The organism is Luedemannella flava (assembly GCF_039528515.1).
GTDB classification, from domain to species: Bacteria; Actinomycetota; Actinomycetes; order Mycobacteriales; family Micromonosporaceae; genus Luedemannella; species Luedemannella flava.
On record NZ_BAAALT010000061.1, the window covers coordinates 1 to 25824 of the forward strand.

At 72.7% G+C, this 25824-nt stretch carries 20 protein-coding genes; 12 read left to right on the forward strand and 8 right to left on the reverse strand.

Features of this window, described 5'->3' with window-relative positions; translation table 11 throughout:
• From cobA to ABD211_RS12520, 5 genes are all read left to right on the forward strand, one after another.
• A partial coding sequence (gene cobA, locus ABD211_RS12500; RefSeq protein ID WP_344129732.1) for a uroporphyrinogen-III C-methyltransferase occupies nucleotides 1–910 on the forward strand: 910 nt, incomplete at its 5' end.
• A gap of 211 nt (nucleotides 911–1121) precedes the next feature.
• Entirely contained in the window at nucleotides 1122–2093 is a 972-nt protein-coding gene (locus ABD211_RS12505) for an AAA family ATPase (RefSeq protein ID WP_344129816.1), read from the forward strand.
• Between the two features lie 6 nt (nucleotides 2094–2099).
• The gene (locus tag ABD211_RS12510) at nucleotides 2100–3296 is read left to right on the forward strand and encodes a DUF58 domain-containing protein (RefSeq protein ID WP_344129735.1); all 1197 of its coding nucleotides are present in this window, start codon (nucleotides 2100–2102) and stop codon (nucleotides 3294–3296) included.
• Nucleotides 3290–5647, forward strand: coding sequence for a transglutaminase TgpA family protein (locus tag ABD211_RS12515; RefSeq protein ID WP_344129738.1), 2358 nt, complete (start codon nucleotides 3290–3292; stop codon nucleotides 5645–5647). The genes ABD211_RS12510 and ABD211_RS12515 overlap by 7 nt, the downstream gene beginning before the upstream one ends.
• Nucleotides 5648–5716: 69 nt before the next feature.
• Complete coding sequence (locus ABD211_RS12520) at nucleotides 5717–5980, forward strand: hypothetical protein (RefSeq protein ID WP_344129741.1); 264 nt, start codon at nucleotides 5717–5719, stop codon at nucleotides 5978–5980.
• Nucleotides 5981–6073: 93 nt separating this feature from the next.
• Here ABD211_RS12520 and ABD211_RS12525 read toward each other — a convergent pair whose 3' ends face one another.
• Nucleotides 6074–8107: a hypothetical protein gene (locus ABD211_RS12525; RefSeq protein ID WP_344129744.1), complete on the reverse strand. Its 2034-nt coding sequence runs from the start codon at nucleotides 8105–8107 to the stop codon at nucleotides 6074–6076.
• Between the two features lie 210 nt (nucleotides 8108–8317).
• Here ABD211_RS12525 and ABD211_RS12530 point away from each other — a divergent pair, with 210 nt between their 5' ends.
• The 3 genes from ABD211_RS12530 (at nucleotide 8318) to ABD211_RS12540 (ending at nucleotide 10704) form a co-directional block, all read left to right on the forward strand.
• A complete protein-coding gene (locus ABD211_RS12530) occupies nucleotides 8318–8782 on the forward strand; it encodes a hypothetical protein (protein WP_344129747.1) in 465 nt (154 codons plus the stop codon).
• 189 nt (nucleotides 8783–8971) lie between these two features.
• A complete protein-coding gene (locus tag ABD211_RS12535) occupies nucleotides 8972–9457 on the forward strand; it encodes a hypothetical protein (RefSeq protein ID WP_344129750.1) in 486 nt (161 codons plus the stop codon).
• Nucleotides 9454–10704 carry an MAB_1171c family putative transporter gene (locus ABD211_RS12540; RefSeq protein ID WP_344129753.1) on the forward strand — a complete coding sequence of 417 codons (1251 nt, stop codon included), beginning with the start codon at nucleotides 9454–9456 and terminating at the stop codon, nucleotides 10702–10704. Before ABD211_RS12535 ends, ABD211_RS12540 begins: the two co-directional genes overlap by 4 nt.
• A gap of 104 nt (nucleotides 10705–10808) precedes the next feature.
• Here the strand turns inward: ABD211_RS12540 and ABD211_RS12545 are convergent, their stop codons facing one another.
• The 3 genes from ABD211_RS12545 to ABD211_RS12555 are packed head-to-tail and all read right to left on the reverse strand — an operon-like array spanning nucleotide 10809 to nucleotide 17054.
• Nucleotides 10809–13115, reverse strand: coding sequence for a serine/threonine-protein kinase (locus tag ABD211_RS12545; RefSeq protein WP_344129756.1), 2307 nt, complete (start codon nucleotides 13113–13115; stop codon nucleotides 10809–10811).
• Nucleotide 13116: 1 nt separating this feature from the next.
• A complete protein-coding gene (gene otsB / locus ABD211_RS12550) occupies nucleotides 13117–15651 on the reverse strand; it encodes a trehalose-phosphatase (RefSeq protein ID WP_344129759.1) in 2535 nt (844 codons plus the stop codon).
• Nucleotides 15648–17054 (reverse strand): alpha,alpha-trehalose-phosphate synthase (UDP-forming), encoded by a 1407-nt coding sequence (locus ABD211_RS12555; RefSeq protein ID WP_344129762.1) that lies wholly within the window; start codon nucleotides 17052–17054, stop codon nucleotides 15648–15650. Before ABD211_RS12555 ends, otsB begins: the two co-directional genes overlap by 4 nt.
• Nucleotides 17055–17325: 271 nt before the next feature.
• Between ABD211_RS12555 and ettA the strand changes: the two genes are divergently transcribed.
• The 4 genes from ettA to ABD211_RS12575 all read left to right on the forward strand — a co-directional run bounded on the left by ettA (nucleotide 17326) and on the right by ABD211_RS12575 (nucleotide 20806).
• Nucleotides 17326–19002, forward strand: a complete 1677-nt coding sequence (gene ettA / locus ABD211_RS12560) for an energy-dependent translational throttle protein EttA (RefSeq protein WP_344129765.1) — start codon at nucleotides 17326–17328, stop codon at nucleotides 19000–19002.
• Between the two features lie 3 nt (nucleotides 19003–19005).
• On the forward strand, nucleotides 19006–19425 hold the full coding sequence (locus tag ABD211_RS12565) for an acyl-CoA thioesterase (RefSeq protein WP_344129768.1): 420 nt from the start codon (nucleotides 19006–19008) through the stop codon (nucleotides 19423–19425).
• Nucleotides 19422–20048 (forward strand): DUF8185 domain-containing protein, encoded by a 627-nt coding sequence (locus tag ABD211_RS12570; RefSeq protein WP_344129771.1) that lies wholly within the window; start codon nucleotides 19422–19424, stop codon nucleotides 20046–20048. Before ABD211_RS12565 ends, ABD211_RS12570 begins: the two co-directional genes overlap by 4 nt.
• A gap of 143 nt (nucleotides 20049–20191) precedes the next feature.
• Nucleotides 20192–20806, forward strand: coding sequence for a type III secretion system chaperone family protein (locus ABD211_RS12575; RefSeq protein WP_344129774.1), 615 nt, complete (start codon nucleotides 20192–20194; stop codon nucleotides 20804–20806).
• Between the two features lie 15 nt (nucleotides 20807–20821).
• On the opposite strand, the gene ABD211_RS12580 is transcribed toward ABD211_RS12575, so the two are convergent.
• From ABD211_RS12580 to ABD211_RS12595, 4 genes are all read right to left on the reverse strand, one after another.
• Complete coding sequence (locus ABD211_RS12580) at nucleotides 20822–22348, reverse strand: M1 family metallopeptidase (RefSeq protein ID WP_344129777.1); 1527 nt, start codon at nucleotides 22346–22348, stop codon at nucleotides 20822–20824.
• 302 nt (nucleotides 22349–22650) lie between these two features.
• Nucleotides 22651–23919, reverse strand: a complete 1269-nt coding sequence (locus ABD211_RS12585) for a PKD domain containing protein (RefSeq protein WP_344129780.1) — start codon at nucleotides 23917–23919, stop codon at nucleotides 22651–22653.
• A gap of 36 nt (nucleotides 23920–23955) precedes the next feature.
• A complete protein-coding gene (locus ABD211_RS12590; protein WP_344129818.1) occupies nucleotides 23956–24363 on the reverse strand; it encodes a globin in 408 nt (135 codons plus the stop codon).
• An 80-nt stretch (nucleotides 24364–24443) separates the two neighbouring features.
• On the reverse strand, nucleotides 24444–25739 hold the full coding sequence (locus ABD211_RS12595; protein ID WP_344129783.1) for an MFS transporter: 1296 nt from the start codon (nucleotides 25737–25739) through the stop codon (nucleotides 24444–24446).
• Nucleotides 25740–25824 lie beyond the last annotated feature (85 nt).

The window sequence follows — 25824 nt, forward strand, 5'->3', positions numbered from 1 at the left end:
CGACCCGCACCGGGCCGTGACGATCCGCGACGCGGTGGCCGCGCTGCTGGAGGGCGCCGACGCGGCGAGCCGCAGCCGGGCCGAGAACGCGGCGGCGCCAGGCCCCGGCCAGGGTCGACGCGGCACGGTGGCGCTGGTCGGCGGCGGTCCCGGCGACCCCGAGCTGATCACCGTGCGCGGGCGGCGGCTGCTGCTGGAGGCCGACGTGGTCGTCGCCGACCGGCTGGTGCCCGGGCTGCTCCTCGACGAGCTGCGCGCCGACGCGGAGCTGATCGACGCCTCCAAGATCCCGTACGGGCCGGCGGCCGCGCAGGAGGAGATCAACCGGCTGATCGTCTCGCACGCGCGCTCGGGCCGGTTCGTGGTGCGGCTCAAGGGCGGCGACCCGTTCGTGTTCGGCCGCGGCGGCGAGGAGGCCGTGGCGTGCGCCGAGGCGGGCGTGCCCGTCCTCGTGGTGCCGGGGGTGAGCAGCTCCATCGCGGCCCCCGCCACGGCGGGCATCCCGGTCACGCACCGGGGCGTCGCGCACGAGTTCACCGTGGTCTCCGGCCACCTGCCGCCCGACCACCCGCAGTCCCTTGTGGAGTGGCCGGCACTGGCGAGGATGCGCGGCACGCTCGTGGTCCTCATGGGCATGCGCAACCTGCCCGCGATCGCCGCGACGCTGCTCGCGCACGGCCGGCCCGCCGACACGCCCGTCGCCGTCGTGGCCGACGGCACCACGGGCGATCAGCGGGTCCTGCGGTCCGATCTGACCGGGGTGGCCGACGCGGTGGCGAAGGCCGGCGTCCGCCCGCCGGCGGTCGTCGTCGTGGGGCATGTCGTCGGCGCTCTCGACGACGTTCTGGCAGCCGGTGTGTGGTCGGACGGTCACCCAGCGCGCCCGAAGCCTGGGACCGGTCGGCCGTAATCGGCGCGAGGTTCTACCATGGGTCGCTGACCGGGGGAGCCCACCACCCGTGGGCGCCCCCGGCCTGGACACGTGAGGAGCCCACGCCGTGACCTCGCCGAGCCACCCCGCGACGCCGGTCTCGCCCATCGGGGCGCCGCCATCCACCGCGCTGCAGTTGAGCACCACCGGTCAACAGGCGGTCGTGCCGGTGCACCAGTCGACCGCCCCCATGGGCACGCTCAACCCGACCGAGGTGCAGGCGTTCGCCGACGTCGCGGCGCGGTTGACCAACAACGTCTCGTCCGTCGTGCTCGGCAAGCCGGAGGTGGTGCGGCTCGCGCTCACCGGCCTGTTCGCCGAGGGTCACCTGCTGCTGGAGGACGTGCCCGGCGTCGGCAAGACGACGCTCGCGCGGGCCATCTCGGCGTCGGTGCGCGGCCAGTGGCGGCGCATCCAGTTCACGCCGGACCTGCTGCCGTCCGATGTGGGCGGTGTGACGATCTTCAACCAGGCCAGCCGCGAGTTCGAGTTCCACCCCGGCCCGGTCTTCGCCAACATCGTCATCGCCGACGAGATCAACCGCGCGTCGCCGAAGACGCAGGCGGCGCTGCTGGAGGTCATGGAGGAGCGCTACGTCACCGTCGACGGCGTGCGCCACCCGGTGCCCCGGCCGTTCCTCGTCGTGGCCACCCAGAACCCCGTCGAGATGGACGGCACCTACCGCCTGCCGGAGGCGCAGCTCGACCGGTTCCTCATGAAGATCTCCATGGGGTACCCGGACGAGCAGGTCGAGGTCGAGGTCCTGCGCGGCGCGTCCGCCGGCCGCTCGCCCGACTACCTCGGCGCGGTCACCGACACCGACACGGTCGCCCAGCTCATCCGCCTCGCGCACCGGGTCTACATCGCCGACCCGCTCTACATCTACGCCGTCCGGCTCGCCGCCGCGACGCGCGAGCACAAGCAGATCCGGGTCGGCGTCAGCCCGCGCGGCGTCATCGCGCTCACCAAGGCCGCCCAGGCGTTCGCGCTCATCGAGGGGCGCGCGTTCGTCATCCCCGAGGACATCAAGCAGCTCATCGTGCCGGTGTTCGCGCACCGGCTGCTGCTCGCCCCCGACGCCGCCATGCGTGGCGTGACACCCGCCGAGGTGCTCGACGCCGTCGTCGAGGCCATCCCGGTCCCCGTGCCCAACCGGGCCTGATCCGTCATGAGGGTCTCGGTCCGCGGCTGGGGGTTGCTGGTCGTCGCGGCGGCGCTGCTCGCCGTCGGCTTCCGGTACGGGTACCCGGAGCTGGCCGCGCTCGGCGGCGCGGGGGTCGCCGCGGTGCTCGCCGCCGTGGCGTTCGTGGCCTGGCGCCCTCGGCTCACCGTGCAACGGCTCGCCGAGCCCGACCGGGTGACCCGTGGCGAGACGAGCGCGGTGCGGCTGCGGATCGGCAACGCCAGCCGGCTCTTCGGCGCCAGCGTGGTGGCCCGCGACCGCGTCGGGACGCCCGGCGGGCGCCGCGGCACCATCCCGGTGCCGCTCGTGCGGCTGCGCCCCGGCCGCACCACCGACGTGTCCTACGAGGCGCCTACCGACCGGCGCGGCGTCGTCGGGACCGGCCCGCTGGAGATCACCCGCCGCGACCCGCTCGGCCTCGTGGGCGTCGTGCGCCGGTACGGCTCGACGGTGCGGATCTGGGTGCGCCCCCGGGTGCACCTCATCGCGGCGGTGCCGGTCGGCCTGTCGCGCAGCATGGACGGCCGCGTCGACCGGGTGCCGCACGGCAGCATCACGTTCGCCGCGCTGCGCGAGTACGTCGTCGGCGACGACCTGCGCCAGGTGCACTGGCGCACGTCCGCGCGGGTCGGCGAGCTGATGGTGCGCGAGCACGTGGACACCAGCCTGCCCCGCATCGTCGTGCTGCTCGACGACCGGGCCGCCGCGCACACCCGCGACGCGACCGGGGAGTCGACCTTCGAGGCCGCGTGCGAGGCGGCCGCGTCCATCCTCGTCGCCGCCGTCCAGGCGGACGTGCACGCGGAGCTGGTCCTCGTCGGCGGCGCCACGGTGGCTGGCGCTTCTGCCAGCGGCCTGGCCGCCCTCGGGCCGATGCTCGACCTGCTGGCCGAGGCCACCCTGACCGGCGACGCCCGGACCCGCGACGACGAGCCGCTGCGCGCCATCGTGCAGGGGCTGCGCCTACGCCGGCTCGGCGACACCCTCATCGTGCTCACCGGGCCGCCGGTCGAGGAGGAGATGGGCGCCATCGCCGCGCTCAAGGGCGCCTACCCGTCGATCATCGTCGGGGTCTTCGGCCAGGTGGAGAGCGGGCTCGGCGCGGTCGCCGGGCTGCTCGTCGTGGGCGCCACCGACGGCGCCGACTTCGCCGCCGCCTGGGACGGGGTCCGCGCGTGGTGAGGAGCCGCCTGGCCGGCGCGCTCGTGCCGGCCGTGGTCGTGGCCGGGCTGGTCTCGTTGTCCGGCCTCGCGGCGGGCCGCGTCTACAGTGGAGTGCTGCTGCCGCAGCTCGTCACCGGGGCGGCCCTCGGCGCGGTGCTGATCTCGCTGCTGCTGCGGCGCGCGCCGTCCTGGCTGGTCGCGCCCGTGTCCGTGCTCGCCCTGGTCGGCTACCTGCTGTTCGCCATCCAGGTGTCGGCGGCGAGCGCGCTGGTCACCGGGCCGCTGCCCGAGCTGGCCCGCGACGCCGCGCGCAACGCCGTGCCCCGGCTGCTCACCGCGCTCATCCCCGTGGAACCGCAGCCCGACACGGTCCTGGCGCCCGTCGTGCTGGCGTGGTTGGCCGCGCTCGGCGGCGCGGAACTGACCGCGCGCCTGCGCCGGCCCGCGCTCGGCCTGCTGCCGCCCCTGCTGCTCTACGGCGGGGCGCTCGTGCTCGTCGGCCCCAACGCCGGCGTGGTGATCTGGCAGCCGCTGCTCTTCGCGGTGCTGGCGGCGGTGTCGCTGGCCATCGCCGGGCCGCCCGCCCAGCGCGGCGTGGACACCGGGCCGGTGGCCGGTGCCGGGCCGGCCCCGGTGCCGTTCGCGCTGCGGCTGCGCACCGCGACAGGGCTGGGCGCGGGCCTGGTCGCCGTGCTGGCCCTCGTGGCGCTCGTCGCGCCGTTCGTGGCCAGGGCGGTCGTCCGGACGCCCACGGATCCGCGCGTCTACGTCGCGCCGCCGAGCCTCGACATCCTGGACCAGAACCCGCTCATGCGGGTCGCGGGCTGGGCCACCAATCCCAGGCAGCACCTGTTCGACGTGACGATGACCGGGGACCTGCCCGCGACGTCGGCCCCGTCGACCGGGGCGGCGTCCGAAGGGGACGATCCGACGCCGGACGCGCACGACACCCGGATGCGCCTGGCCGTGCTCAGCGACTGGGACGGGGTGACCTGGCACGTCGGCGGGGACTATCTGTCGGCGGGTCGGGTGCTGCCCGACCCGGAGCCGGCGCCCGGCGGCGACGGGCAGTCCGACGCCGCCCCCGGCACCCCGCGCGAGATCAGCCAACGCGTCACCATCGCCGACCTGAACGGGCGCCTGCTGCCGGCCATCGCCGCCCCGCACCGGGTCGACGGCGTCCGCGTCGCGTACGACCCGCTGACCAGCACCATGATCCGCCCCGACGGTCTCACGTCCGGCGTGTCGTACTCGGTGGACTCGGTCAACCCGGCCGTCGACGTGAACCTGCTGCCCGCCGCCGACGTGCCCTCGGGCGCCGCGGTCGCCCGCTACCTCGCGGTCGGCGACACCGTCCCGACCGACCTCACCTCGTTCGCCGAGAAGATCACGAACGGGGCCGGCTCGCCGTACCTGCGGGCGCAGGCGCTGGAGACGTTCCTCGCCGAGCACTACGCGTACACGGCGGACGCGCCCAGCGGGCACGCGTACCCCAATCTCCGGTTCTTTCTGCTGCAGCCGACGCGACTGGGCGGGCAGCGGGGCACGTCCGAACAGTTCGCGGCGTCCTTCGCCGCCCTGGCCCGGCTGGTCGGCCTGCCCAGCCGGGTCGTCGTCGGCTTCCACGTGCCGGCCAAGGGCGGCACCGTCCGCGCCGCGAACGGGATCGCCTGGCCGGAGGTGCTGTTCGCCGGCGTCGGCTGGGTACCGTTCGACCCGATGCCGGCGCCGAAGTCGAAGCCGCAGCCGATCGACGAGGAGTTCATCCCGAAGCTCAAGCCGCCGTCGGAGCCGCCCGTCACCGTCGACCCGCCGCAGCAGTCCGCGTCGGCCAGCGCGCCGAACCGCAGCCTCGCCGCCGCCCCGCTGGTCGACGGCAACCGGGCCGGCCTCATCTGGGGCGGCGTGGGCGGCGGCCTGACGCTGCTGCTCGTGGTGGTGGTCCTGGCGCTGTTCCTGCTGCGCGCGTCCCGGCATCGGGCACACGTGGCGGGCAGCCCGCCGGAGCGGGTCCTCGGCGCGTGGGACGAGGTCGGTGACGCGCTGACCCTGGCCGGCCTGCCCCCGCCCGACCACCTGTCCGCGCGCGAGGTCGCCAGCTACGCCGCCGACGTCGCGGCCGTCTTCCCGCGTCGCCAGCACACGCGCCACCCGCGCCCGGCCGCCCCGCCCCTGGACGACCTCGCGGACGCGGTGAACGCGGTCGGCTTCGCGGGTGGCGCGATCGGCGGCGTGGGCGACGGCGACGACGCGGCGGCGGATGCCGCGGTCCGCACCGCCGCGGAGTACACGGCCGCCCTGCGGGCCCGCCGCCCCTGGTGGCGCCGGCTGCTGTGGCGGGTCGACCCGCGGCCCTTGCGCCGCCGCTGATCCGGCGGGTTGTCGACCGATCCACCCGGCTTTTCGGGCCGATCATCCGAGCCCCGGAGGTGCCGGCTCGTGGAGGCTGTCTCCAGCGGCACGCCGGCCGGTTCGTCGCCGGAAGCCGGCGCACCGGATGCGACCGACCCCGGCGCGGGTGGCTACGGCGCCGAAGGCGCTTCCGCGAACGGCGGCGCGGGGGCCGACGCCGGCGGTGGCAGCAGCGCGGTCGCGTGGGTGGGAGGCGTCGGCGGCGTGGTCCTGATCAGTGCCGCCGGCCTGGCCGCCGTGATCCTACGGCGACGGCGGGCGGCAGCCGCCACGGTCGCCGACGTTGAGTGAGCGGTTCTACCGCGTGGGTGCGGACCGGGTCGGAGCAGCGCGCGGGCGCCGGTGCGCAGGAACGGGTTCCTGGCACCGGCGCCGGCGGCACGGTCAGGCGGTGGGGAACGTGTTGATGAATCCGATCGGGACGTTGGTGTAGGACTGGTCGGGCAGCGCCCAGTACGCCTCCGGGGTGAGGTGGAGCTTCCTGCCCCCGGTGATGGAGTAGATGGCGCCACTGACCGGGTCGCGCAGCAGCGTGCCGTCCGTCGGGGTGGTGCCCAGCAGGCTCAGCAGGCCCGCCGGCACGTTGACGGCCGGCGGAGAGCCGAGCGCCGTGTACTGCGCCGGGGTCAGGTGGTACTTGGCGCCGTTGACCACCTGGTAGATCGCGGTGGACACGGGGTCGCGGAGGAACAGCGAGCCGGCCGGTCGGGTGCCGGTCACCGCGGCGGTGAACCCGTGCGGCACGTCGACCCACGTCGGGCTGCCCAGCGCGGCGTTCTCCGCGGGGGTGATGTGGTACTTGGCGCCGCCGATGATCTGGTAGACCGCGCCGTCGGTGATGTCGCGCAGGAAGGAGTTGTCGGCCGGGACGACGCCGAGCCGGTTGATGAAGCCGACCGGCACGTTGACGGCCGCCGGAGAGCCCATGGCCGTGTACTCCGCCGGGGACAGGTGGTACTTGGCGCCGTTGACGGCCTGGTAGATGGCGCCGCTGCCCGGGTCACGCAGGTAGCCGGACGACGGCAGCGTCCTGGTGATCGACAGAATCAGGCCGTGCGGCACGTTGGTCGACGGCGCACTGTCCAGTGCGGAGTACTCCGAGGGCGACAGGTGGTACTTGGCGCCGCCGACGATCTGGTAGATCGCGCCGTCGGTGATGTCCCGGATGAAGGAACCGTCCCGCGGAACGGTGGTGGTCCGGTTGATGAACCCGGCCGGCACATTGATCGCGACCGGCCCGCCCATGGCGGCGTACTCCGACGGGGACAGGTGGTACCGGGCGCCGCCCACGATCTGGTAGATCGCCGTGCTGACCGGGTCGCGCAGGAACACGGAGTAGGCCGGGACCGTGCCGGTCACCGCGTTGATGAAGCCGGACGGGACGTTGGTCGCCGCCGGCGCGCCCAGGGCGTAGTACTCGGCGGGCGAGAGGTGGTACTTGGCGCCGCCGACAATCTGGTAGATCGCCGTGCTGGCCGGGTCGCGGAGGAAGGTGTTGTCGCCGGGCACGGCACCCAGGCCGGAGACGAGGCGGGCGGGCACGTTACGGGCCGCGGGAGAGCCGAGCGCCGCGTACTCAGCGGGGCTGAGGTGGTACTTCGCGCTGCCGGCGACGATGTAGATGGCGCCGTCGCCGCTCGTCCGCACCAGGGTGCCGTTGGCGATGAGGCGCGGCATCTGCTGGAATGTGCCGGCGGGCACGGCGGTGGCCGGCGGGTAGCCCAGCTCCGCGTACTCGTCGGGGGTCAGGTGGAACGGCGCGCCGCCGACCACGAGGCTGATCGCCCCGCTCGGCTCCCGCAGCACCGAGTTGTCCGGGCTGCCGGGCGGCGGCGCGTCGGGCGCGACCCCGTTGTACCGGATGGGGGTGTACTTGACCAGTTCGCTCCAGGAGTCCTTGCCCAGCTTGCCGTAGTTCGTCACGGCGTTCGGGTTCTGGACGGTCTCGCCGGGGTTGTTGAACGAGTAGACGTAGGCGCCGTCGGTGGGTCGGCTGGGATTGACCCACCGGACGAAGAGCTCGATGTGGCCGGGGTACACCATCGCGTCGCCTGCCCTGAGGTCGTACAGGCTCGGCAGGTTGTGCTTGCCGCCCCAGGTCATGAAGGTCCGGCTGCTGTGCGAATCGGCCAGGTGCCAGGCCATCGACACCAGGCCCGAGCAGTCGCGGCGGTACTTGCGGCCCTGCGGGTCGGGGGCCCAGGTGCCGGTCTGGGTGTAGGTGACGCCGCTGTCCACCCAGAACTGCGCGCGGGACAGCATCTCGCCGGGCGTGATGGCGCCGCCGACGACGGACGCCGCGGCGGCGGGTCGGGCGTCGACGGTGGCAGCCACCGTCCCGCCGACAGCGCCCGCCGCGAGGGCGACGGACAGTGCGGTGCTGGCCGTGATCGCACGGCGCAGCCTGCTGATACTCATGGTCGGCCTTTCGTCGATGGCGTGCGTCGGGGGAGCCGCTCGGGCGCGCCGTGGCGCGCCCAATCTGTAATCTCTAGGCTCCATGGATGCAGAGATTGGCAACGAACGGCTCCATCCTAGGGATCGTCGGCGTGGCGTTGTCAACACCTGATTCCGGAAGTCTGAGTGCCGTAAACTGAGAATTCCTGGTTACGGCGGAGGGAGTGTTCGGTGACGCGCGACGCGGACAAGAGGGCCACCTTCGCCGCCCGGCTCGACGAGCTGTTCCGTACGGTCGTCAACAGCGACGGGCGGTTGTACAGCACCAGGGCGGCCGCGAGCGCGCTGACCGCGCTGGGCACCCCGGTGTCGCACACCCACGTCGGAAAGCTGCGCCGCGGCGAGGCCGACCCGCGCCGGTCCGAGATGCAGGCGTTCGCCACGCTGTTCGGCGTCAGCCTGAGCTACTTCACCCATGACGACGACGACAACGAGGTCGAGCGGCGGCTCGCCCGGGCGCTCGGCGACCCGGCGATCCAGGCGGTCGCCATGCGCATGGGCGAAGCGGACATGTCCGCCGAGGGCAAGGCCGCGGTGGCCGCCATGGTCGAACAGGTGGTGTTCCTGGAGCAGGCGGCGCGCCGCCGCGGGTTGTCCCAGGGCGCCGTCCCGGACGCTCCTGGCGACGACGGATGACGGGGGTGCGCCGTCCGGTTTCGTCCCGGCACCACCGAGATAACTCGTTCCCTTAGACTGCGGGGCATTCGCCCGGGGCTATGCCTCGTGGCGACCCGGATTCGCGGCGAGGCGGGGCCGATGATGCGAAGGCCAGGGTGGATCCCGCGGTCACAGGCGAGGCGACAACGGGACGGGTTCGCTGACCTGGTGGCGCAGTCCCGGCGGGGTATGGACCGGCTCGGCCTTCCCGACCGGTTCACCGCCGACCAGTTGCATGAGCGGATCCAGGCGTACCGCGGACGTGAGGTCCATCTGATGGCGCGTCCGCTGCCGCCGGAGGGCCCGCACGGACTCTGGGTGGCGGGTCGACATGCCGACTACATCTTCTACCCGGCGACAGCGTCGGTGGTGCGGCGTCATGTCATCGTCGGGCACGAGTACGGCCACATGCTGTTCGACGACGCGAGCCCCGCCGCACGCGGCGACCCTGCGCGGATGGACCCGGCGGCCCTGTCGGCTGCCGCCCGCCTGGCGGGCAACTCCTACGACCAGCTGCCCGAACGGCGCGCCGAGATCTTCGGGACCCTGGTCGCCCAGCGGATCACCGACCTGTCATGGTCGGTCCGCCCGGCCGCGGACGGCGACGTGGCCGCCGTGCAACGGCTGACGGGCCTGCTGGAGCAGCGCGAGTGAGCCTCGATGGTGTGCTGCTCGTCGCCGGCGCCTCCACCGCGCTGCTGAGCATCGCGCTGGCCGCCGTCAAGCTGTGGGATCTCGTCCGCCACCGTCATGATCCTCGGCGGCGGCTGCTGTGGGTCACGGTCGCGATGGGCGCGCTGGCAGTCTCGCTGCAGCCCGTGGCCGCCCGGGTGGACCGCCTGCTCGGCCTGCTCGACGTGTGCCGGTTGGTCGGCAACGTGCTCGCCATCGCCATCGTCGCGACCGGGCACGCGTTTCTCCTCCACGCACTCGACTCGCGTGCGACCACGTGCCGGCGCATGCGGACGCAGTACTTGATCATGCTGGTCTGCGCGACGGTGCTGATCGTAAGCTACGCGCTGACGCCGCAGCCGTACGGGGTCGACGATCCCTTCGTCCGGGATGGCGGCTACTACGCGTCGGTCCATCCGCCGCCGACCCCCTACCTCGTCGCCTACCTGGGCTTCATGGTCTGGTCGCTGCCCCAGGTGGGCCGGCTGTGCGTCCGGTACGCGAGCGTCGCCCTGCGCGGCACGGTGCGGATCGGCCTGTGGATGATCGCGGCCGGCTGTTTTCTCAACGTCGCGAACGTCGGATTGAAGATCACTAATCTGCTGGTACGCGGTTCGCCCGTCGCCTCGTCGGTGTTCTACCGGCTCACGTTCCTCACGTACGCCGCCGCGGTGCTGCTGATGGTCACCGGCGTGACGATCCTGACCTGGGGGCGGTGGCTGCGACTGGACGAACTCGCGGAGCACGTGCGCGCCTGGCGGGCGTGCCGCCGCCTGCGGCCACTGTGGCTGATCGTGTCCGGTGCCGCACCGCGGGTCACCCTGGGCGACTGGGCCGGTATGCCGGGCGGGCTCGGTTCGCTGTCGGGAGCACGGATCCGACTGATCCGGATGACCACCGAGATCCTGGACGGGTACGCGGTGCTGGGCCCGTGGACGAGCCGCCGGGTCGCCACCGAGGCCCGACGGGCGGCCGGGCGGCTCGGCCTCACCGGCAACCGGCTGGAGGCCGCCGTGGAGGCGCGCGTTGTTGCGCACGCGGCATCGGCTGCCCGATCCTCCACACCCGACAGCCCTGACGAGGCGGTTGCCCTGCCGTCGGCACTGGCGGCGGACGCCGGCGCGGAGGTCGCCTGGCTGATCATGGTTGCGGCGTACCTGCCACGCCGTCCGGACGATCATGGCCCGCCGGCCCAGATCATTGGACCGCCGCCGCTCGTCGCAAGATGATCATCTACAGTGGATTCGTGCGGGGAATGGGTCCACCAGGGGGCCTTAATGCCGCACAGATCCATAGTGGATGATCAACTCGAGCTGGATGGGCCCGGCCGTGGTCAGCGGGCGGTGCAGACCGGGTCGGCGGGGGCCAGGGTGTCGGCCGAGTAGATGGCCGTCACGATGAAGCAGTAGTCCTGCTCGGGGTCGAGGCCGTGGACGACCGCGCTGGACCTGCCCGCCGGCACGGTGACCGCCGGCAGGTACTTCCCCGCGCGCGTGCGCGTCGAAACCGCGAACGGCAGCGTCCCCGCACTGGTCGGGTCCACCCACCGCACCGTCACGGAGTCGCCGTTGTCGGTGAGTCTCACGTTCGTCGGCGCGCCACTGCCCGCGGGCGCCACGAGCTGCGGCGACGCCGGCAGGTCCGTCGGTTGCGCGCCGGGTGACACCGATCCGTCGGCCGCCGTCGGCTCCGCCGTCCCCGCGGCGGGCGCCCTGTTGTTCATCACCAACCCGACGGCGATCGCCCCCGCGACGAGCGAAACAACAAGAACACTTCCCACGAGTACGCCCCGGCGCGGCGGCCCGGACTGGCGAGGCTGCCGAACCTTCCGTGGCGGTACGGGCTGCGCCGGCGTGGCCGCCCACCCACCGGTGGGGTCCGACGACAGCCCCCGGAACGGGTCGGTCGGTTCGGCCGCCGGATCCTGGTCGCCGAAGATCTGCTCACCGGGCGCGGAGAACCCGGACGGCACGGGCGGCCCGCCCCGCGCGGCACCCGGACCGGCCTGCGGTGGCCTCGAGTGAGTCGCGGGCGGAGCGTGCTCCGTCCACGCGGACCGCGCGCCCTGGTCGGCCCGCGGTCGGGCGGTTGGCCCGGGCCGCGTCATGGGCGGGCCGGCCTGCGCCCGCGCGGACGGCCCGGAACCCGTCGCGCCCGGGACTGCCGGCGGCTGGGCGGGCGGCCCGGACTGTGGCATTGGCGTGGCGGGTCGCGGTCGGGGCCCGGAGGACGGTGGGGTCGCGGGGGTGTCGAACGGGTCGCGGGGTCCCGGCACGTGCGGCGGCGCCTGGGTGGGTGGCGGCGACGGGTCGGCCGATGGCCAGGCGGGCGTGGGTCGCGGCCCTGCGTCCGACGGTGAAACCTGCCGCGCGGCGCTGGTCGGTCCGTGCCACCGTGGGGCGACGGGCGGCGCCGACGTGGCGCCGGACGGTGCCGAGGCGGCCGGCGGTGCCGAGCCGGCCGGGGGCGCCGAGGCCGCCGGGGGTGCCGAGGCCGCCGGGGGCGCCGACGTGATGGGCGGTGACGGGGCGGCTGACGCCGGGGCATCGGCGCTGGCGCTCGCCGCTGGCTGACCGTGCGCTGGATCTTGGGGCGGATAACGGCCTGGAGGAGGGTTTTGGCCCCAAGATCCAGAAGTGGGCGAAGCGGGCGAGGTCAGCGAGGTGGGCGGGGCGGGCGAGGCGGACCAGGCCGGGGTGGTGGGCCAGGCGGTTGTCGGGAGGCCGGGGGAGTGGACGCGGGGTGACTGCGACGTCGGGGCGGTCCGGGTGGTGACGACCGGCGTCGAGGTCGGCGCGGCGGTGGTGAGGCCCAGGGAACCGCGGCGCAGGGCCTCGGCGAACTCGCGGGCCGTGCCGTGGCGCTGGGCGGGGACCTTGGCCATCGCGCGGGTCAGCTCGGTGGTCAGCCAGGCGGGCACGTCGTCGCGGGGCATGGGCGGCAGCGGGTCGTGCAGGACCTTGTCGCGGAAGGCGTACAGGTCCATGTCGGGGTGGGCCGGGTTGACCATCGGCGGGTGGCCGACGAGCAGCGTCCACAGCGTCGACGCGAGACTGTACACATCGGACGGGGTCGACTGGGCCTGGTGCAGCAGCGCCTCGGGGGAGGCGTGGTGCGGCGTCATCATCTCCCGGGTGAGCGTGCCGGCCAGCTCGTCGGGCGCCCGGGCGATGCCGAAGTCGGCCAGGGCCGGGCCGAAGCGCGAGCGCAGGATGTTCGACGGTTTCACGTCGCGGTGGATGATGCCGGCCTGGTGGGCCGCGTGCAGCGCCTCGCCGATCGCGAGGCCCACCTCCACGACGTCGTCCACCGGCAGCGGGCCGCGGGACTGCAGGATCTGGGCGTACGACCCGTCCTCGCAGTACTCCATGACGGTGTAGTGGCGGCCCTCGGCGGTCCGGCCGGTGTCGATGATGGACACGATGTGCGGCTGCGCGGACAGGCGCACCATCGTCTCCAGCTCACGCGCGATCGACGCCGCGCTCGTGCCGCCGGTGTCCATGCCCTCGCCCAGCAGCAGCTTGATGGCGACCGTGCGGTTGAGCCGCTCCTGGGTCGCCCGGAACACCAGCGACGTGGTGCCGTGGGCGATCAGTTCGAGGTCGCGGTAGCCGTCGAGCCGAGGGGTGAGCGACGACACGTCAGTCCTTGACCTCCCCGTCGAGGAGCAGCGCGCAGCGGATGAGACCGAGGTGGCTGTAGGCCTGGGGCAGATTGCCGAGACCACGTTCGGCGAGGGGATCGTACTGCTCCGGGAGCAGTCCGGTGGGGCCCGCCGTACCTAGCATCTGGGTGAACAGTTCCTCCGCGTCGGCCCGCCGGCCGGTGCGCAGGTACGCCTCGATGAGCCACGCCGTGCAGATGTGGAACCCGCCCTCGGTGCCGGGCAGCCCGTCGTCCCACCGGTACCGGTAGACGACGGCGCCGCCGCGCAGGTCCGCCTCGACCCGGCGGACGGTCGCCACGAACCGCTCGTCGTCGACGGCCAGCAGGCCGGACAGGCCGACCCACAGGGCGGAGGCGTCCATCTCCTCCTCGCCGTAGGCGACCGTGTAGGCGCCGACGCGGGCGTTCCAGCCGTGCTCGAGCACGTGCGCGCCGATGCGGTCGCGCAGCTCGAGCCAGTCCGACGGCTCCTCGCCGCGGTGGTCGGCGGCGACCCGCAGCGCGCGGTCCACCGCCAGCCAGCACATCACCTTCGAGTAGACGTTGTGGCGGGGCGGGATGCGGGCCTCCCACAGCCCGTGGTCCGGCTCGTGCCAGCGCCGCCGCACGGCCGTGACGACGTCGCAGAGCACGCGCCACTCCTCGTCGGCGAGGCGCCCGCGCCGGTCGGCGACGACCGCGATGAGGTCCGCGATCGGGCCGAACACGTCGAGCTGCAGTTGCCGGTGCGCGGCGTTGCCGACCCGGACGGGCCGGGAGCCCGCGTACCCGGGCAGGGTGTCCACGACGGCCTCGGGGCCCAGCTCGTGCCCGTCCACGGCGTAGAGCGGGTGCAGTCGCTCGGGGTGCCCGCCGGTGTCGGCGATGCGCCGGTCCACCCAGCGCAGGAAGGCGGCGGCCTCGTCGATCGTGCCGAGGTCGACGAGCGCCCGCGCGGTCATCGCGGCGTCGCGCAGCCAGCAGTACCGGTAGTCCCAGTTGCGTACGCCGCCGAGCACCTCGGGCAGCGAGGTCGTGGCGGAGGCGAGGATCGCGCCGGTCGGCTCGTGGCACAGGGCGCGCAGCACGAGCGCGCTGCGTTCGATCTCGTCGCGGGCGAGCAGCGGCAGCCGTAGCCCGGCCAGCCACTCCCGCCACGGCCGTTCGACCGCGTCGAGGGACGGCAGTGCCGGCGTGCTCAGGTCGTCGGAGCCCATCCGCAGCTCGAGCACGACGCGGCCGCCGGCGGCGGCCAGGTCCACCTCGGCGCGGCCGAGCGGCTGGTGTCCGTCGGAGACGATCTCCCAGTCGACGCCGCGGGCGTGCAGCGCGGCCGGGTGGTTGGAGCCCACCACGAGCAGCCCGTCGCCGAGCGGCTGCAGCCCGATGGCCACCTGGCCGAACTCGGGCCGGGGCGCGAACTCCACCGCGACCCGGGCGGTGCCGGTCAGGACGCGCACCAGCGTGTCGGTGCCGTCCACGTCGACGAGCGCGTCGGTGACGGTGAGGCCGGACCAGCGCGTCTCCAGCGTCATGGTGCCGGGGCGGTAGCGCTGGCTCAGCGGCAGTTGACCGTCGCGGGCCGGGGACACCGAGAAGTGCCCGGCCGTCACGCCGCCCAGCAGGTCCGCGAAGATCGCCGAGGACTCGGGGCGCGGGTGGCACAGCCAGGTGACCCGCGCGGCCGGCGTGACCAGCGCGACGGTGCGCCCGTTGGCCAGCATCGAGTGGTTCTCGATGGGCACGGCCCGCTCGCCGAATAACCACGAGCGGCGCGACTCCAGCAGCAGGGCGAGCGCGCGCACGCCCTCCTCGGGGTCGTCGACGCGGTAGCGGGCCTTGGTCTCGCCCGGCCCGATCTTGATGCCGACGTCGGGGCCGCGCAGGTGGCCGAACGCGTTCTCGTCGGTGACGTCGTCGCCGATGAACAGCACCGCGCTCGCGCCGAACTGGGTGCGCAGGATGTCGACGGCGGTGCCCTTGTGGGTCGAGATCACCGACAGCTCGATGACCTCCTTGCCGGCGGTGGCGGTGATGCCCGGCCAGGTCGCGGGACCGGACCGGACCAGGGCGACGGCCGCCGCGCCGATCTCCGGCGAGGCCGCGCGCCGCGTGTGCAGGGCGACGCTGGCTGGCTTCGTCTCCAGGCGTACCCCGGCATGGTCCTTGGCGATGTCCTCCAGGGCCGCCAGCATCCGGGCGCGCAGCTCCAGCTTCTCCGGCTCCAGGGGCTGGACGAAGCCGATGTCGAACTCCGAACCGTGGCTGCCGACCAGGTGGATGTCGGCGGGCAGGCGCGACAGCGCGGCGAGGTCGCGCAGCGCGCGGCCGGAGACCACGGCGACCGTGGTCTGCGGCATCTTGGCCAGGGACCGGACGGCGGCGACCGCCTCCGGCAGCGGCCCGGCCTTGGTGGGGTCGTCCACGATCGGCGCGAGGGTGCCGTCGTAGTCGCAGATCACCAACAGTTGCGGGACATGGGCGAGGCGACCCAGCGCGGCATGTAGCGCGGGGTCCAGCGAGTCGGTCACGGTGATTCCTCCGCAGGCACGCCGAGTTCACTGAGGAACGTCCGCGCCCAGCGGTTCACGTCGTGGGCGCGGAGGTGGCGCTGCATGATGCGCATGCGCCGGTTGGCCTCCGTCCGGTCCACGTTGACCGCGCGTAGCAGGGCGTCCTTGACGCCGTCGAGGTCGTGGGGGTTGCACAGGAATGCCTGTCGCAGCTCGCTGGCCGCCCCCGCGAACTCGCTGAGGACGAGTGCGCCGCCTCCCGCCCCGGTGCGTGCGGCGACGTACTCCTTGGCTACCAGGTTCATTCCATCACGGAACGGTGTCACCATCATGACGTCCGCGGCGCGGTAGAGCGCAACCAGTTCGGTGCGACTGTAGGACTGGTGCAAATAATGGACGGCCGGCTGACCCACCAGGCCGTACTCGCCGTTGATCCGACCGACCTCGCGCTCGACCCGTACGCGCAGGTTCTGGTAGTGCTCGACGCGCTCGCGGCTGGGGGTCGCGACCTGGATCATCACGGTGTTCGGGGTGCGCAGCTTGCCGTCGGCGAGCAGCTCCCGGTACGCCTTGAGGCGCAGCTCGATGCCCTTGGTGTAGTCGAGCCGGTCGACGCCCAGGATGATCGTCTCGGGGTCGCCCAGCTCGGCGCGGATCTGCTTGGCCCGGGCCTGCACGGCGTCGGTCGCGGCGAGCCGCTCGATCTCGGCGACGTCGATGGAGATGGGGAAGGCGCCGGCCTTGACCTTGCGGCCGTTGACGTCGATCGTGTTGCCCTCGTACCGCAGGCCCAGCAGGTGGCGGGCGAGCCGGACGAAGTTCTGCGCGGCGAGCTTCTGCTGGAACCCGACCAGCTCGGCGCCGAGCAGGCCGCGCAGCACCTCGGCGCGCAGCGGCATCTGCATGAAGAGCTCAATCGGCGGAAACGGGATGTGCAGGAAGAAACCGATCCGAAGATCCGGTCGGCGCTCGCGCAGCATCGCCGGGACGAGCTGGAGCTGGTAGTCCTGCACCCAGACCGTGGCGCCCTCGGCCGCGACCTCGGCCGCGGCGTCCGCGAACCGGGCGTTGACCACCCGGTACGCCTCGCGCCAGCTGCGCCGGAACTGCGGCTGCTCGACCCCGTCGTGGTAGAGCGGCCAGATCGTCGCGTTGGACTGGCCCTCGTAGTAGCGCTCCAGCTCGCTCTCGGACAGCGGCACCGCGTGCAGCTTGATGCCCTCGAACTCGAACGGCTCCGGGGCGTCGCCCGTGCCCCCCGACCAGCCCACCCAGGTGCCCTGGTGGCTCTGCAGCACCGGATGCAGGGCGGTCACGAGCCCGCCGGGGCTGCGCTGCCACTGTGTGGCGCCCGTCTCATCGATCACCTGGTCCACTGGCAAACGGTTGGCTACCACCACGAATGAGCTGCGTGTCGACACGCCGCACCCCTTTGATCACGGCCCGTTGAACATCGGTACGGTTGAGCGTACTGACGTGCGCCGTACGCCCGATTTCGGGCCTTCGCTTTTCGTGTGAAGTCCGGCGCGGTCCATACCCGATCTTCATCCGGGCCATGTGTGATGTGGCGCTCGCCGTGTCGCCGCGGGCCGGTGCCCGCCCCCGGCCGCGGTGCTGGAAAGATTGGAGACCGGCGTCCGCCTGTTCGCGGGCGTCCCGAGGTGACAACCCCACGCGGAGGTACGGCGCACAGTGGCTCAGTTCATCTACACCCTGGAGAAGGCGCGCAAGGCGCACGGCGACAAGGTCGTGTTGGACAACGTCACGCTGAACTTCCTGCCCGGGGCGAAGATCGGCGTGGTCGGCCCGAACGGCGCCGGCAAGTCGAGCCTGCTCAAGATCATGGCGGGCCTGGACCGGCCGAGCAACGGCGAGGCGCGCCTCATGCCCGGCTACACCGTCGGCATGGTCGCCCAGGAGCCGCGGCTGGACGAGTCCAAGACCGTCCTGGGCAACATAGAGGAGGCCGTGGCCGAGACCAAGGCCAAGGTCGCCCGGTTCAACGAGATCGCCGAGCTCATGGCCACCGACTACTCGGACGAGCTGATGGACGAGATGGGACGGCTGCAGGAGGAGCTCGACCACGCCGACGCCTGGGACCTCGACTCCAAGCTCGAGCTGGCCATGGACGCGCTGCGCTGCCCGCCCCCGGACGCCGACGTGAGCCAGCTCTCCGGCGGCGAGAAGCGCCGGGTGGCGCTGTGCAAGCTGCTGCTGGAGCAGCCCGACCTGCTGCTGCTCGACGAGCCCACCAACCACCTCGACGCCGAGAGCGTGCAGTGGCTGGAGCAGCACCTCGCCAAGTACCCGGGCACGGTCATCGCGATCACCCACGACCGGTACTTCCTCGACAACGTCGCCCAGTGGATCCTCGAGCTGGACCGCGGCCGGGCGTACCCGTACGAGGGCAACTACTCGACGTACCTGGCCAAGAAGGCCGAGCGCCTGGCCGTGCAGGGCCGCAAGGACGCCAAGCTGCAGAAGCGCCTCACCGAGGAGCTCGACTGGGTGCGCTCGAACGCGAAGGCGCGCCAGACCAAGTCCAAGGCCCGCCTCGCGCGGTACGAGGAGATGGCCAGCGAGGCGGAGAAGACCCGCAAGCTCGACTTCGAGGAGATCCAGATCCCGCCGGGCCCGCGCCTGGGCAACACGGTGATCGAGGTCAAGAGCCTGGACAAGGGCTTCGACGGCCGGGTGCTGATCAAGGACCTCTCGTTCACCCTGCCGCGCAACGGCATCGTCGGCATCATCGGCCCCAACGGCGTCGGCAAGACCACCCTGTTCAAGACCATCGTCGGGCTGGAGCAGCCGGACAGCGGCGGGGTGAAGGTCGGCGAGACGGTCTCCCTGTCCTACGTCGACCAGAACCGGGCCGGCCTGGACAGCGCCAAGACCGTCTGGGAGGTCGTCTCCGACGGCCTGGACCACCTCATGGTCGGCAAGGTCGAGATGCCCAGCCGGGCGTACGTGGCGGCGTTCGGGTTCAAGGGGCCCGACCAGCAGAAGCCGGTCAACGTGCTGTCCGGCGGCGAGCGCAACCGGCTCAACCTGGCGCTGACGCTCAAGATCGGCGGCAACGTGATCCTGCTCGACGAGCCGACCAACGACCTGGACGTCGAGACGCTGTCCAGCCTGGAGAACGCGCTGCTGGAGTTCCCGGGCTGCGCCGTGGTCATCTCCCACGACCGGATGTTCCTCGACCGGGTCGCCACCCACATTCTGGCCTGGGAGGGCGACGAGGCCGACCCGTCGCGCTGGTTCTGGTTCGAGGGCAACTTCGAGGCGTACGAGAAGAACAAGGTCGAGCGGCTGGGCGCCGAGGCGGCCCGCCCGCACCGGGTGACCTACCGCAAGCTCACCCGCGACTGAGCGGTGCGCTACCGGTACGAGTGCCCCCTGCGCTGGTCGGATCTTGATGCGTACGGCCACGTGAACAACGCGCGCTTCCTCACGCTCTACGAGGAGGCGCGCGTCGCCCTCGTGTTCGTCGAGGCCCGGGCCGCGGGGGTGGAGACGTTCAACAAGGCCGTGGTGATCGCCCGGCACGAGATCGACTATTTGCGGCCGGTGGACTACGCCGTGGTCAAGGACGCGCCGCCGACCGTGCGGATCGAGCTGTGGATCGAGGAGCTGCGGGCGAGCCGCTTCACGGTCGCGTACGAGCTGTTCGACGGGGAGGTGCTCGCGAGCCGGGCGCGCTCCGTGCTCGTACCATATGATCTTGGAAGCGGCCGGCCGCGGCGACTCACCGAGGCCGAGCGCGCGTTCCTGTCCGACTGGGCGCGGCCGTGATTCCCCCGGACGCGCGGGCGGACGTGGGTGCGTTCGCCTACCGGCTGTCGCGGCTGGACCCGCTCGCGGTGGTGCGGTTGCGCCCCGCCGGGCCGGGCCTGGTGCAGCTGTGGGGGATGCTGCCGTTCAAGGTGCTGGCCAGCCGGACGATCGCCGCCCACCTGGACGGCGACGTGACGCTCGCCGCGGCCGACCTGCTCGCCCGACTCGACGATCCGGAGCTGCCGCCGCCCGTGCGCCGCGACAGCGCCTGGATGTGGCCCCTGCCACCGATGAACGTGCCGGCCGTGGAGGGCCTGCCCGTGGACGAGGTCGTGGGGCTGGCCCGCGCGGCCGAGGAGACGCTGCGCACCGCCTCGGCCGAGGGCGTGGGCGACCGGCCGGTCGGCGAGCGGGTGCTGCGCGACGCGCTGCTCGACCACGTGGCGGTCGTGGTGACCGCCGAGGGCGGCCGCTCGGTGGAGATCCCGCAGCGGCTTGTGCAGGGCCTCGTCAGGATGAACTTTCACGGAAGCGGTCGTGACGGTTTGGTCACGGTGCGTGCTTCCGGGTCTTGGAAGGGACTCTCCGGCGAGTACGGTTCCACGTGGTTGGCGTCAACATCCCCGCTCCGGTTGAGTTGAGCGTCGCTTACCTGTTAACTGTTTGGCTGATGCGCTGTCGTCCTTTTGGATCACGACTTTGCCTCAAGGACTTGCGTCGCATGCCGATCCAAGTAGCGTCGGGCCCCGTGGCCCAAGTCGACGTGGGGAGGGGTTCGTCAACGATGGCGTGGTGGCCTTGGCGGGAAACAAAGCGCACGCGTACGCGCACCGACGGTGCGGGTGGCGGCGTCACGGAACTTGGTTCGCTGACCGATCGCGAATTTGACGCGGCCACGGCCGCGCTGCTCGACGCCGGTGGCGCCCTGGAAACTGCGGTTCGCCGCGTCGATGTGCCGACGCAGCGCACCCCCGAGTCGACGGCGAAGCCCGTCACGATGGCCCGGGTCGCGGAGGCGCTCGACCGCCTCGAGATCCGCTACCTGACGGACGGCGACGGCAGCCTGCTGGCCATGTGGGAGCGGCACGCGCTGCTCTTCGCGCTGGAGGGCCCGGACGACGAGATCCTGGTCATGCGTGGCCGGCCGCACGCCACAACCCCGCCCGACTGGGTGGACCGGGCGTACCGCGTGGTCAACGAGTGGAACCACACCCGCCGCTTCTGCAAGGCGTACGTGGGCGACCCGACCGAGCGCGGTCAGCTGCCGATCTACGCCGAGGTGCAGGTCCCCCTGCTCTCCGGCGTGCACGACCAGCTCCTCGACGAGCTGCTGGACTGCGCCGCCGCCGTGACCAGTGCCTTCGTGGACTGGCTGCACGAGGACGGCGCCCTCCTGTAAGACGCTTGCCGCCGGTCACGTCCCCGTGGGCGTGGTCGGCGAGTCGAGCCACTCGTCCAGCACGGGCACCAGGTCCGGGTGGCGGAGCTTGACGAAAGCTGTGAAACTTTCGCGGTCGACAGGCTGGTTGCGCTGGGTCTGCACCCAGTCGCGCAACAGCTTGTCGACCGCCGTGGCGCCGATCCTCTTGCGGAACTCGTAGAGCATGAGCGCCGGCCCCACGTAGATGTTGTTCTCCGCGAAGTGGTCGGCCTTCCACTTGCCGGGCGGGCCGGCGACGCGGCGGGACTCCCGGTCCGCCTCGCGCAGCCACTCGATCCACTTGTCGCGGTCGGCGAACCCGTCGGCGATCAGCCACTCGCCCTCGATGTACATGGCCATGCCCTCGCTGAGCCAGACCGAGCGCCAGTCACGCGGCGTGACCGCGTTGCCGAACCACTGGTGCGCCAACTCGTGGGCGATGACCTCGGCCAGGTACTCGCGCTTCTCCACCTCGCTGCCCTGCATCTCGTCGACCAGGTCGCCACCCAGCGTGATCATCTGCTGGGTCTCCATCGCCGACGTGGACGACACCGAGACGATGCCGGCGGAGGCGAACGGGTACGGCCCGTAGCGCTTCTCCAGCCAGGCGATGATCTCCGGGGTGCGCTCGAACACCGGCCGCATGCCCTCGTCGTGCCCCGTGCGCAGCCAGTACGTGATCGGCATGCCGCGCGGCCCGGTGTCGGTGACCTTCGTGTACTTCCCTACGGCCAGCGTGGTCAGGTAGCTCGCCACCGGGTCGCTGGAGCGCCACACGAACGTCGTGGTGTCGCCGTTCTGCTTCGTGTCCACCAGTTCGCCGCTGGCGATGCCCGACCAGCCCCTCGGCACGGTGACCCGGATGTCGTACATCGCCTCGTCGGACGGGTGGTCGTTGGCGGGGTACCAGGTGGACGCGCCGTAGGGCTCCTGCATCGTCCAGGCCGACCCGTCCGACTCCGCCCGCAGGCCGAGACCTTCGTCGAAGTCGCCCCGGTCCGACGGCATCTTCACCGGCTTCGGCACGCCGGAGTACTCAACCTTGAGCGTGACGCGCGTGTCCGGTTGGAGTTGCCGCGTATCGACCACCAGGTCGCTGCCGTCGATCCGGTGCGGCGCCTGCGCTCCGTTGACCTGGACCGACTCGACCTTGTACGCCTTGGAGAAGTCGAGCCGCAGCTTGTCGAGGCCGCGCACCGGCCGGATGTCGAGCGTGGCGACCCCGGTCAGCTCCTTGCGGGTGGGATTCCACGCCAGGTCGAGGTCGTAGCGCAGGACGTCGAGCGACGCGTTGCCGTAGTCCGGGTAGACCGGATCGGTGACCGGGCTGGACAGCCCCGGCTCCGTGCCGGGCGTCGTTGTCGGGGGCGTGGTCGGACCCGACGCCTCGGCGGACGTGCGCGGCGCCGTCCACTGCGGCTCCGGCCCGCCGAGCTGGCACCCACCCACGGCGAGGCTGACGGCGGCGAGGAACGCGACGATGCGGGGCGCGCGGGCGCGCGGGCGGTGCCGAGGGGTCATGCCGCTAGACGGTAGGCGATGCCCTCCACCGGCGTTGTCGCGCTATTGGCCATCACTGTGGGTCATAGCGCTGCCACGCGATGCGTGTCACCCCACCGACTTTGCTCTGCTTCCTCATAGGAATCGCTTACGCAGAGCGAAGTGGCGTGGAAGGCGCGCGCCGTAGCTCCGCGTAGTTTCAGCAGGCAGTCGGCGTGATTCCTATAGGGAAGCAGAGCAAAGGCAGTGAGGCGATGCCAGCCGCCGACCGAGAACAACCACGCTCCGTCACCTCCAGCTGCATGACGCCGTGTAGCCGACGATCAGCGGTAGAGCGGGAACATGCCGAGGCGGGCGTGGTACTCGCCGCCGAGGCGGTCGGTGTCGGAGCCCACGAACAGGCCGTCGCGTGTCGCCACGAGGGCGCGTGTGCCGACACCGCGTGAGCGCGTGGGGTTCCAGTACAGGGCGCCGCCGTTGCGCGGGTCGAGGGCCGCGATGCCCGGCCGGTTCACCGCGCCCGGGCCGGGCCGCTCATAGCCGTACGGGTTGTTCATCCAGCGCTGGTGGCCGCCGACGTACACCGCCGAGCCCGTGACGCTCACCGCGTACAGCGAGTCGCCGCCCGTGTGGTTGACCCAGGTGGGGACCTGGCTGCCCACGCCGCCGGTCTCGAACCGGGCCGCCGTGTCGCACATCCGGTCGGGTCGGGACGCCCGGCCCGTGGTCACCACCACGAAGTAGCGGCCGTCGGGGGAGAAGTCCACCGCGCGCAGGTACGTGTCGAAGCCGGCCCGGCACGGCGGCGCGTACACCTCGGTGAACCACGACGAGAGCCGTGCCGGGCGTGCTCCCGTGTCGATCATCGCCAGTTGGGGTCGGAGCCAGCCGTCGACCCGGCTCAGCGCGCCGATGGCGACGAGGCGGTCGCCGGCCGGGCTCAGGGCGAGGTCCTCGATCTTCGCCCGGTTGAACCGGCCGCCCGCGATCTCCAGCGCGAAGTCCTGGTCGACGGCGCCGGTGCTGGCGAGGATCCGGGCCAGGCCGGTGCGCCGGTAGCCGCCGATCGCGCCGAACGTGCCGCCGACGTAGACCTCGCCGCCGTGCGTGGCCAGCGTCCGCACGTCGCCGCCGTTGATGGTGGCGCGGAACGACGGCACCGCGTCGCCCGTCCACAGCGACATCAGCGCGAGGCCCCGCCGGAACCCGCCGTTGACGTAGGCGAACGAGCCGCCCGCCAGCACCGTGCCGGTCGGGCCGGGGGTCAGCGCCAGCACCGGGCCGTCGAACCGGGGCCAGAACGGCAGTATGGCGCCGCTGCGGACGTCGAACGCGAACAGGTAGGGCTGGCGGATGACGCGGCCCGTACGGCCGTCCTGGACGTCGTTGAAGTCGCCGCCGACGACAACCGTCGGGCCGATCTGGACGATCGCGTACACCGTGCCGTCGAGCACGTGCGGCGTCCAGTTCACCGGATCGGGGGACACGACACCGTTCTGGCCCATGTCGGCATGTGCGGGGGCCGCGGCGAGCGCGCCGGTGAGGGCGAGCGCCGCGACGATGATCGGAACCGCCGTGGTGGGCCAACGCATGTCCGGCTCAACGAGTTGTGGCCGGGTCGGGATGCGTCAGACGTCGGTCGCGTTGACCATGAAGTACGCCGCGCGCTCCAGGTAGTCCCAGAGTGTGGTGGCCTGGTCGGCGGGGAGGTTGAGGGCGTCGACGGCCCGCCGCATGTGGTGCAGCCAGGCGTCGCGCTCGGCCGGGCCGATCACGAACGGCGCGTGCCGCATCCGCAGCCGTGGGTGCCCACGCTGCTCCTGGTACGTGCCCGGGCCGCCCCAGTACTGGATCAGGAAGAGGCGCAGCCGGTCGTTGGCCGGACCCAGGTCGTCCTCGGGGTAGAGGGGGCGCAGCAGGGGGTCCTCGGCGACGCCGGCGTAGAACTCGTCGACCAGGAGCCGGAACGTGGCCTCGCCGCCGACCGCCTCGTAGAACGTGATGGCGGGGTCGGCGGGCGCCGGGGTCACCCGCATCGGGGAGGCGGGCACGTCGTTCGTCACGCCACCCATCGTGCCAGCCCGCCGCGCACGACTCGCGGGGCGTGCGGCGAGGCTCACACCGTGGGCGCGTCCGGGCCGGTGGCGTTCGCCCGGGCCGCCGACTCGCGGGCCTCCGTGAACGCCTGCTGCGAGGGCCAACGCACGCAGACCGCGATCATGATGAGCAGCGCCAGGGCGGCCCACGCCCCGGCGACGACCGACAGGGAGACGGGCAGCCACTGGGTCAGCGAGGCGGCCGCCAGCACCGCACCGCCCTGCAGCAGCTGGATGCCCGACTGCATGACGCCGAACGCCCGGGCCCGGAAGGCGTCCGGCAGCGCCTGCACGAACAGCCCGTTCGAGGCCGGCATCAGGCCGCCCATGACGGTGCCGCAGACACAGCCGAGGACGATGGTCGGGACGAGGCCGGGCTCCAGGATGACCGGGAGCAGGGAGGCCGGCACCGCGACCGCGAGGAACCGCACCAGCCGGGTGCGGACCGTCGGCGGGGTCAGCCGGGTGAACAGCAGGCCGCCGAGGAAGTAGCCCAGCGGGACGGACGTCATGATCGCGCCCTGCGCCCAGCCCTGGTGCGGGCCCGGGTTGACCTCGGCCGCCCACGGCGCGGCCAGGCCCTCCGGCAGGATCACCAGCGTCACCGCGGTGAACACCGTGATCGCGATGGTCCGCAGCACGGGGGTGGCGAAGACGAGGCGGAAGCCGGCGACCATCTCGGCGCCCAGGGCCTGGCGCCGGGTGCCGCGCAGGGCCGGCAGCCAGCGCACGCCGACCCGGATGAGCAGCGCGGACAGGCCGAAGGTCACCGCGTTGACCAGGAGCGCCGCGCGCGGGTGGTGGGCGGCGAGGGCGGCGCCCAGCAGGTAGCCGAGGACCTGGGCGGGCTGCGCCGTCGTGGAGCTCACCGCGAGCCCCACCACGTACCGGTCGCCCTCCAGCAGGCGGGGCAGGGTCGCCGACCGGACGGCCTCGAACGGCGGGGTCAGCGTGGCCGTCGCGAGCAGCACGAGCAGGAGCCCGGCGGGGGGCAGGCCGGGCAGCGCCGCGATCGCCATGAGGGCCATGCGCGCCACGTCGCAGGCGACCATGGTGCGCCGGGCCGGGTAGCGCTCGGCGAGCGCGACGAGCACCGGGGCGCCGATGAGCCACGGCACGTAGCTGATCGCGAACCCGGCCGCCGAGGCGATCACCGAGCCGGTGGCCTGGTAGATGAGCGCGGTCGCGGCCGCCCGGGCGAGGGCGTCGCCGGTCCACGAGAGGGTGCTCGCGGCGTACAGGTAGCGGAAGTCCCGACTCGCGAAGACTTCCCGGAATGTCGCTGGACGGTCGTCGAGAGGGCGCCGTACCGACAACGGACCCCTCCGAACGGTTTACGTCTGCATCAACAAACGGACGATAACCAACCAACCGTCCGGTCCGCGACCCCTGATGGGGTTA

Excerpts from the sequence above, each read along its gene's own strand:
- ABD211_RS12525 (WP_344129744.1), bottom strand. The coding sequence starts at position 8,107 with ATGAGTATCAGCAGGCTGCGCCGTGCGATCACGGCCAGCACCGCACTG.
- ABD211_RS12590 (WP_344129818.1), bottom strand. The coding sequence starts at position 24,363 with ATGCGGGTGACCCCGGCGCCCGCCGACCCCGCCATCACGTTCTACGAG.
- ABD211_RS12505 (WP_344129816.1), top strand. The coding sequence starts at position 1,122 with ATGGGCACGCTCAACCCGACCGAGGTGCAGGCGTTCGCCGACGTCGCG.
- ABD211_RS12580 (WP_344129777.1), bottom strand. The coding sequence starts at position 22,348 with ATGACCCCTCGGCACCGCCCGCGCGCCCGCGCGCCCCGCATCGTCGCG.
- ABD211_RS12510 (WP_344129735.1), top strand. The coding sequence starts at position 2,100 with ATGAGGGTCTCGGTCCGCGGCTGGGGGTTGCTGGTCGTCGCGGCGGCG.
- ABD211_RS12585 (WP_344129780.1), bottom strand. The coding sequence starts at position 23,919 with ATGCGTTGGCCCACCACGGCGGTTCCGATCATCGTCGCGGCGCTCGCC.
- ABD211_RS12575 (WP_344129774.1), top strand. The coding sequence starts at position 20,192 with ATGGCGTGGTGGCCTTGGCGGGAAACAAAGCGCACGCGTACGCGCACC.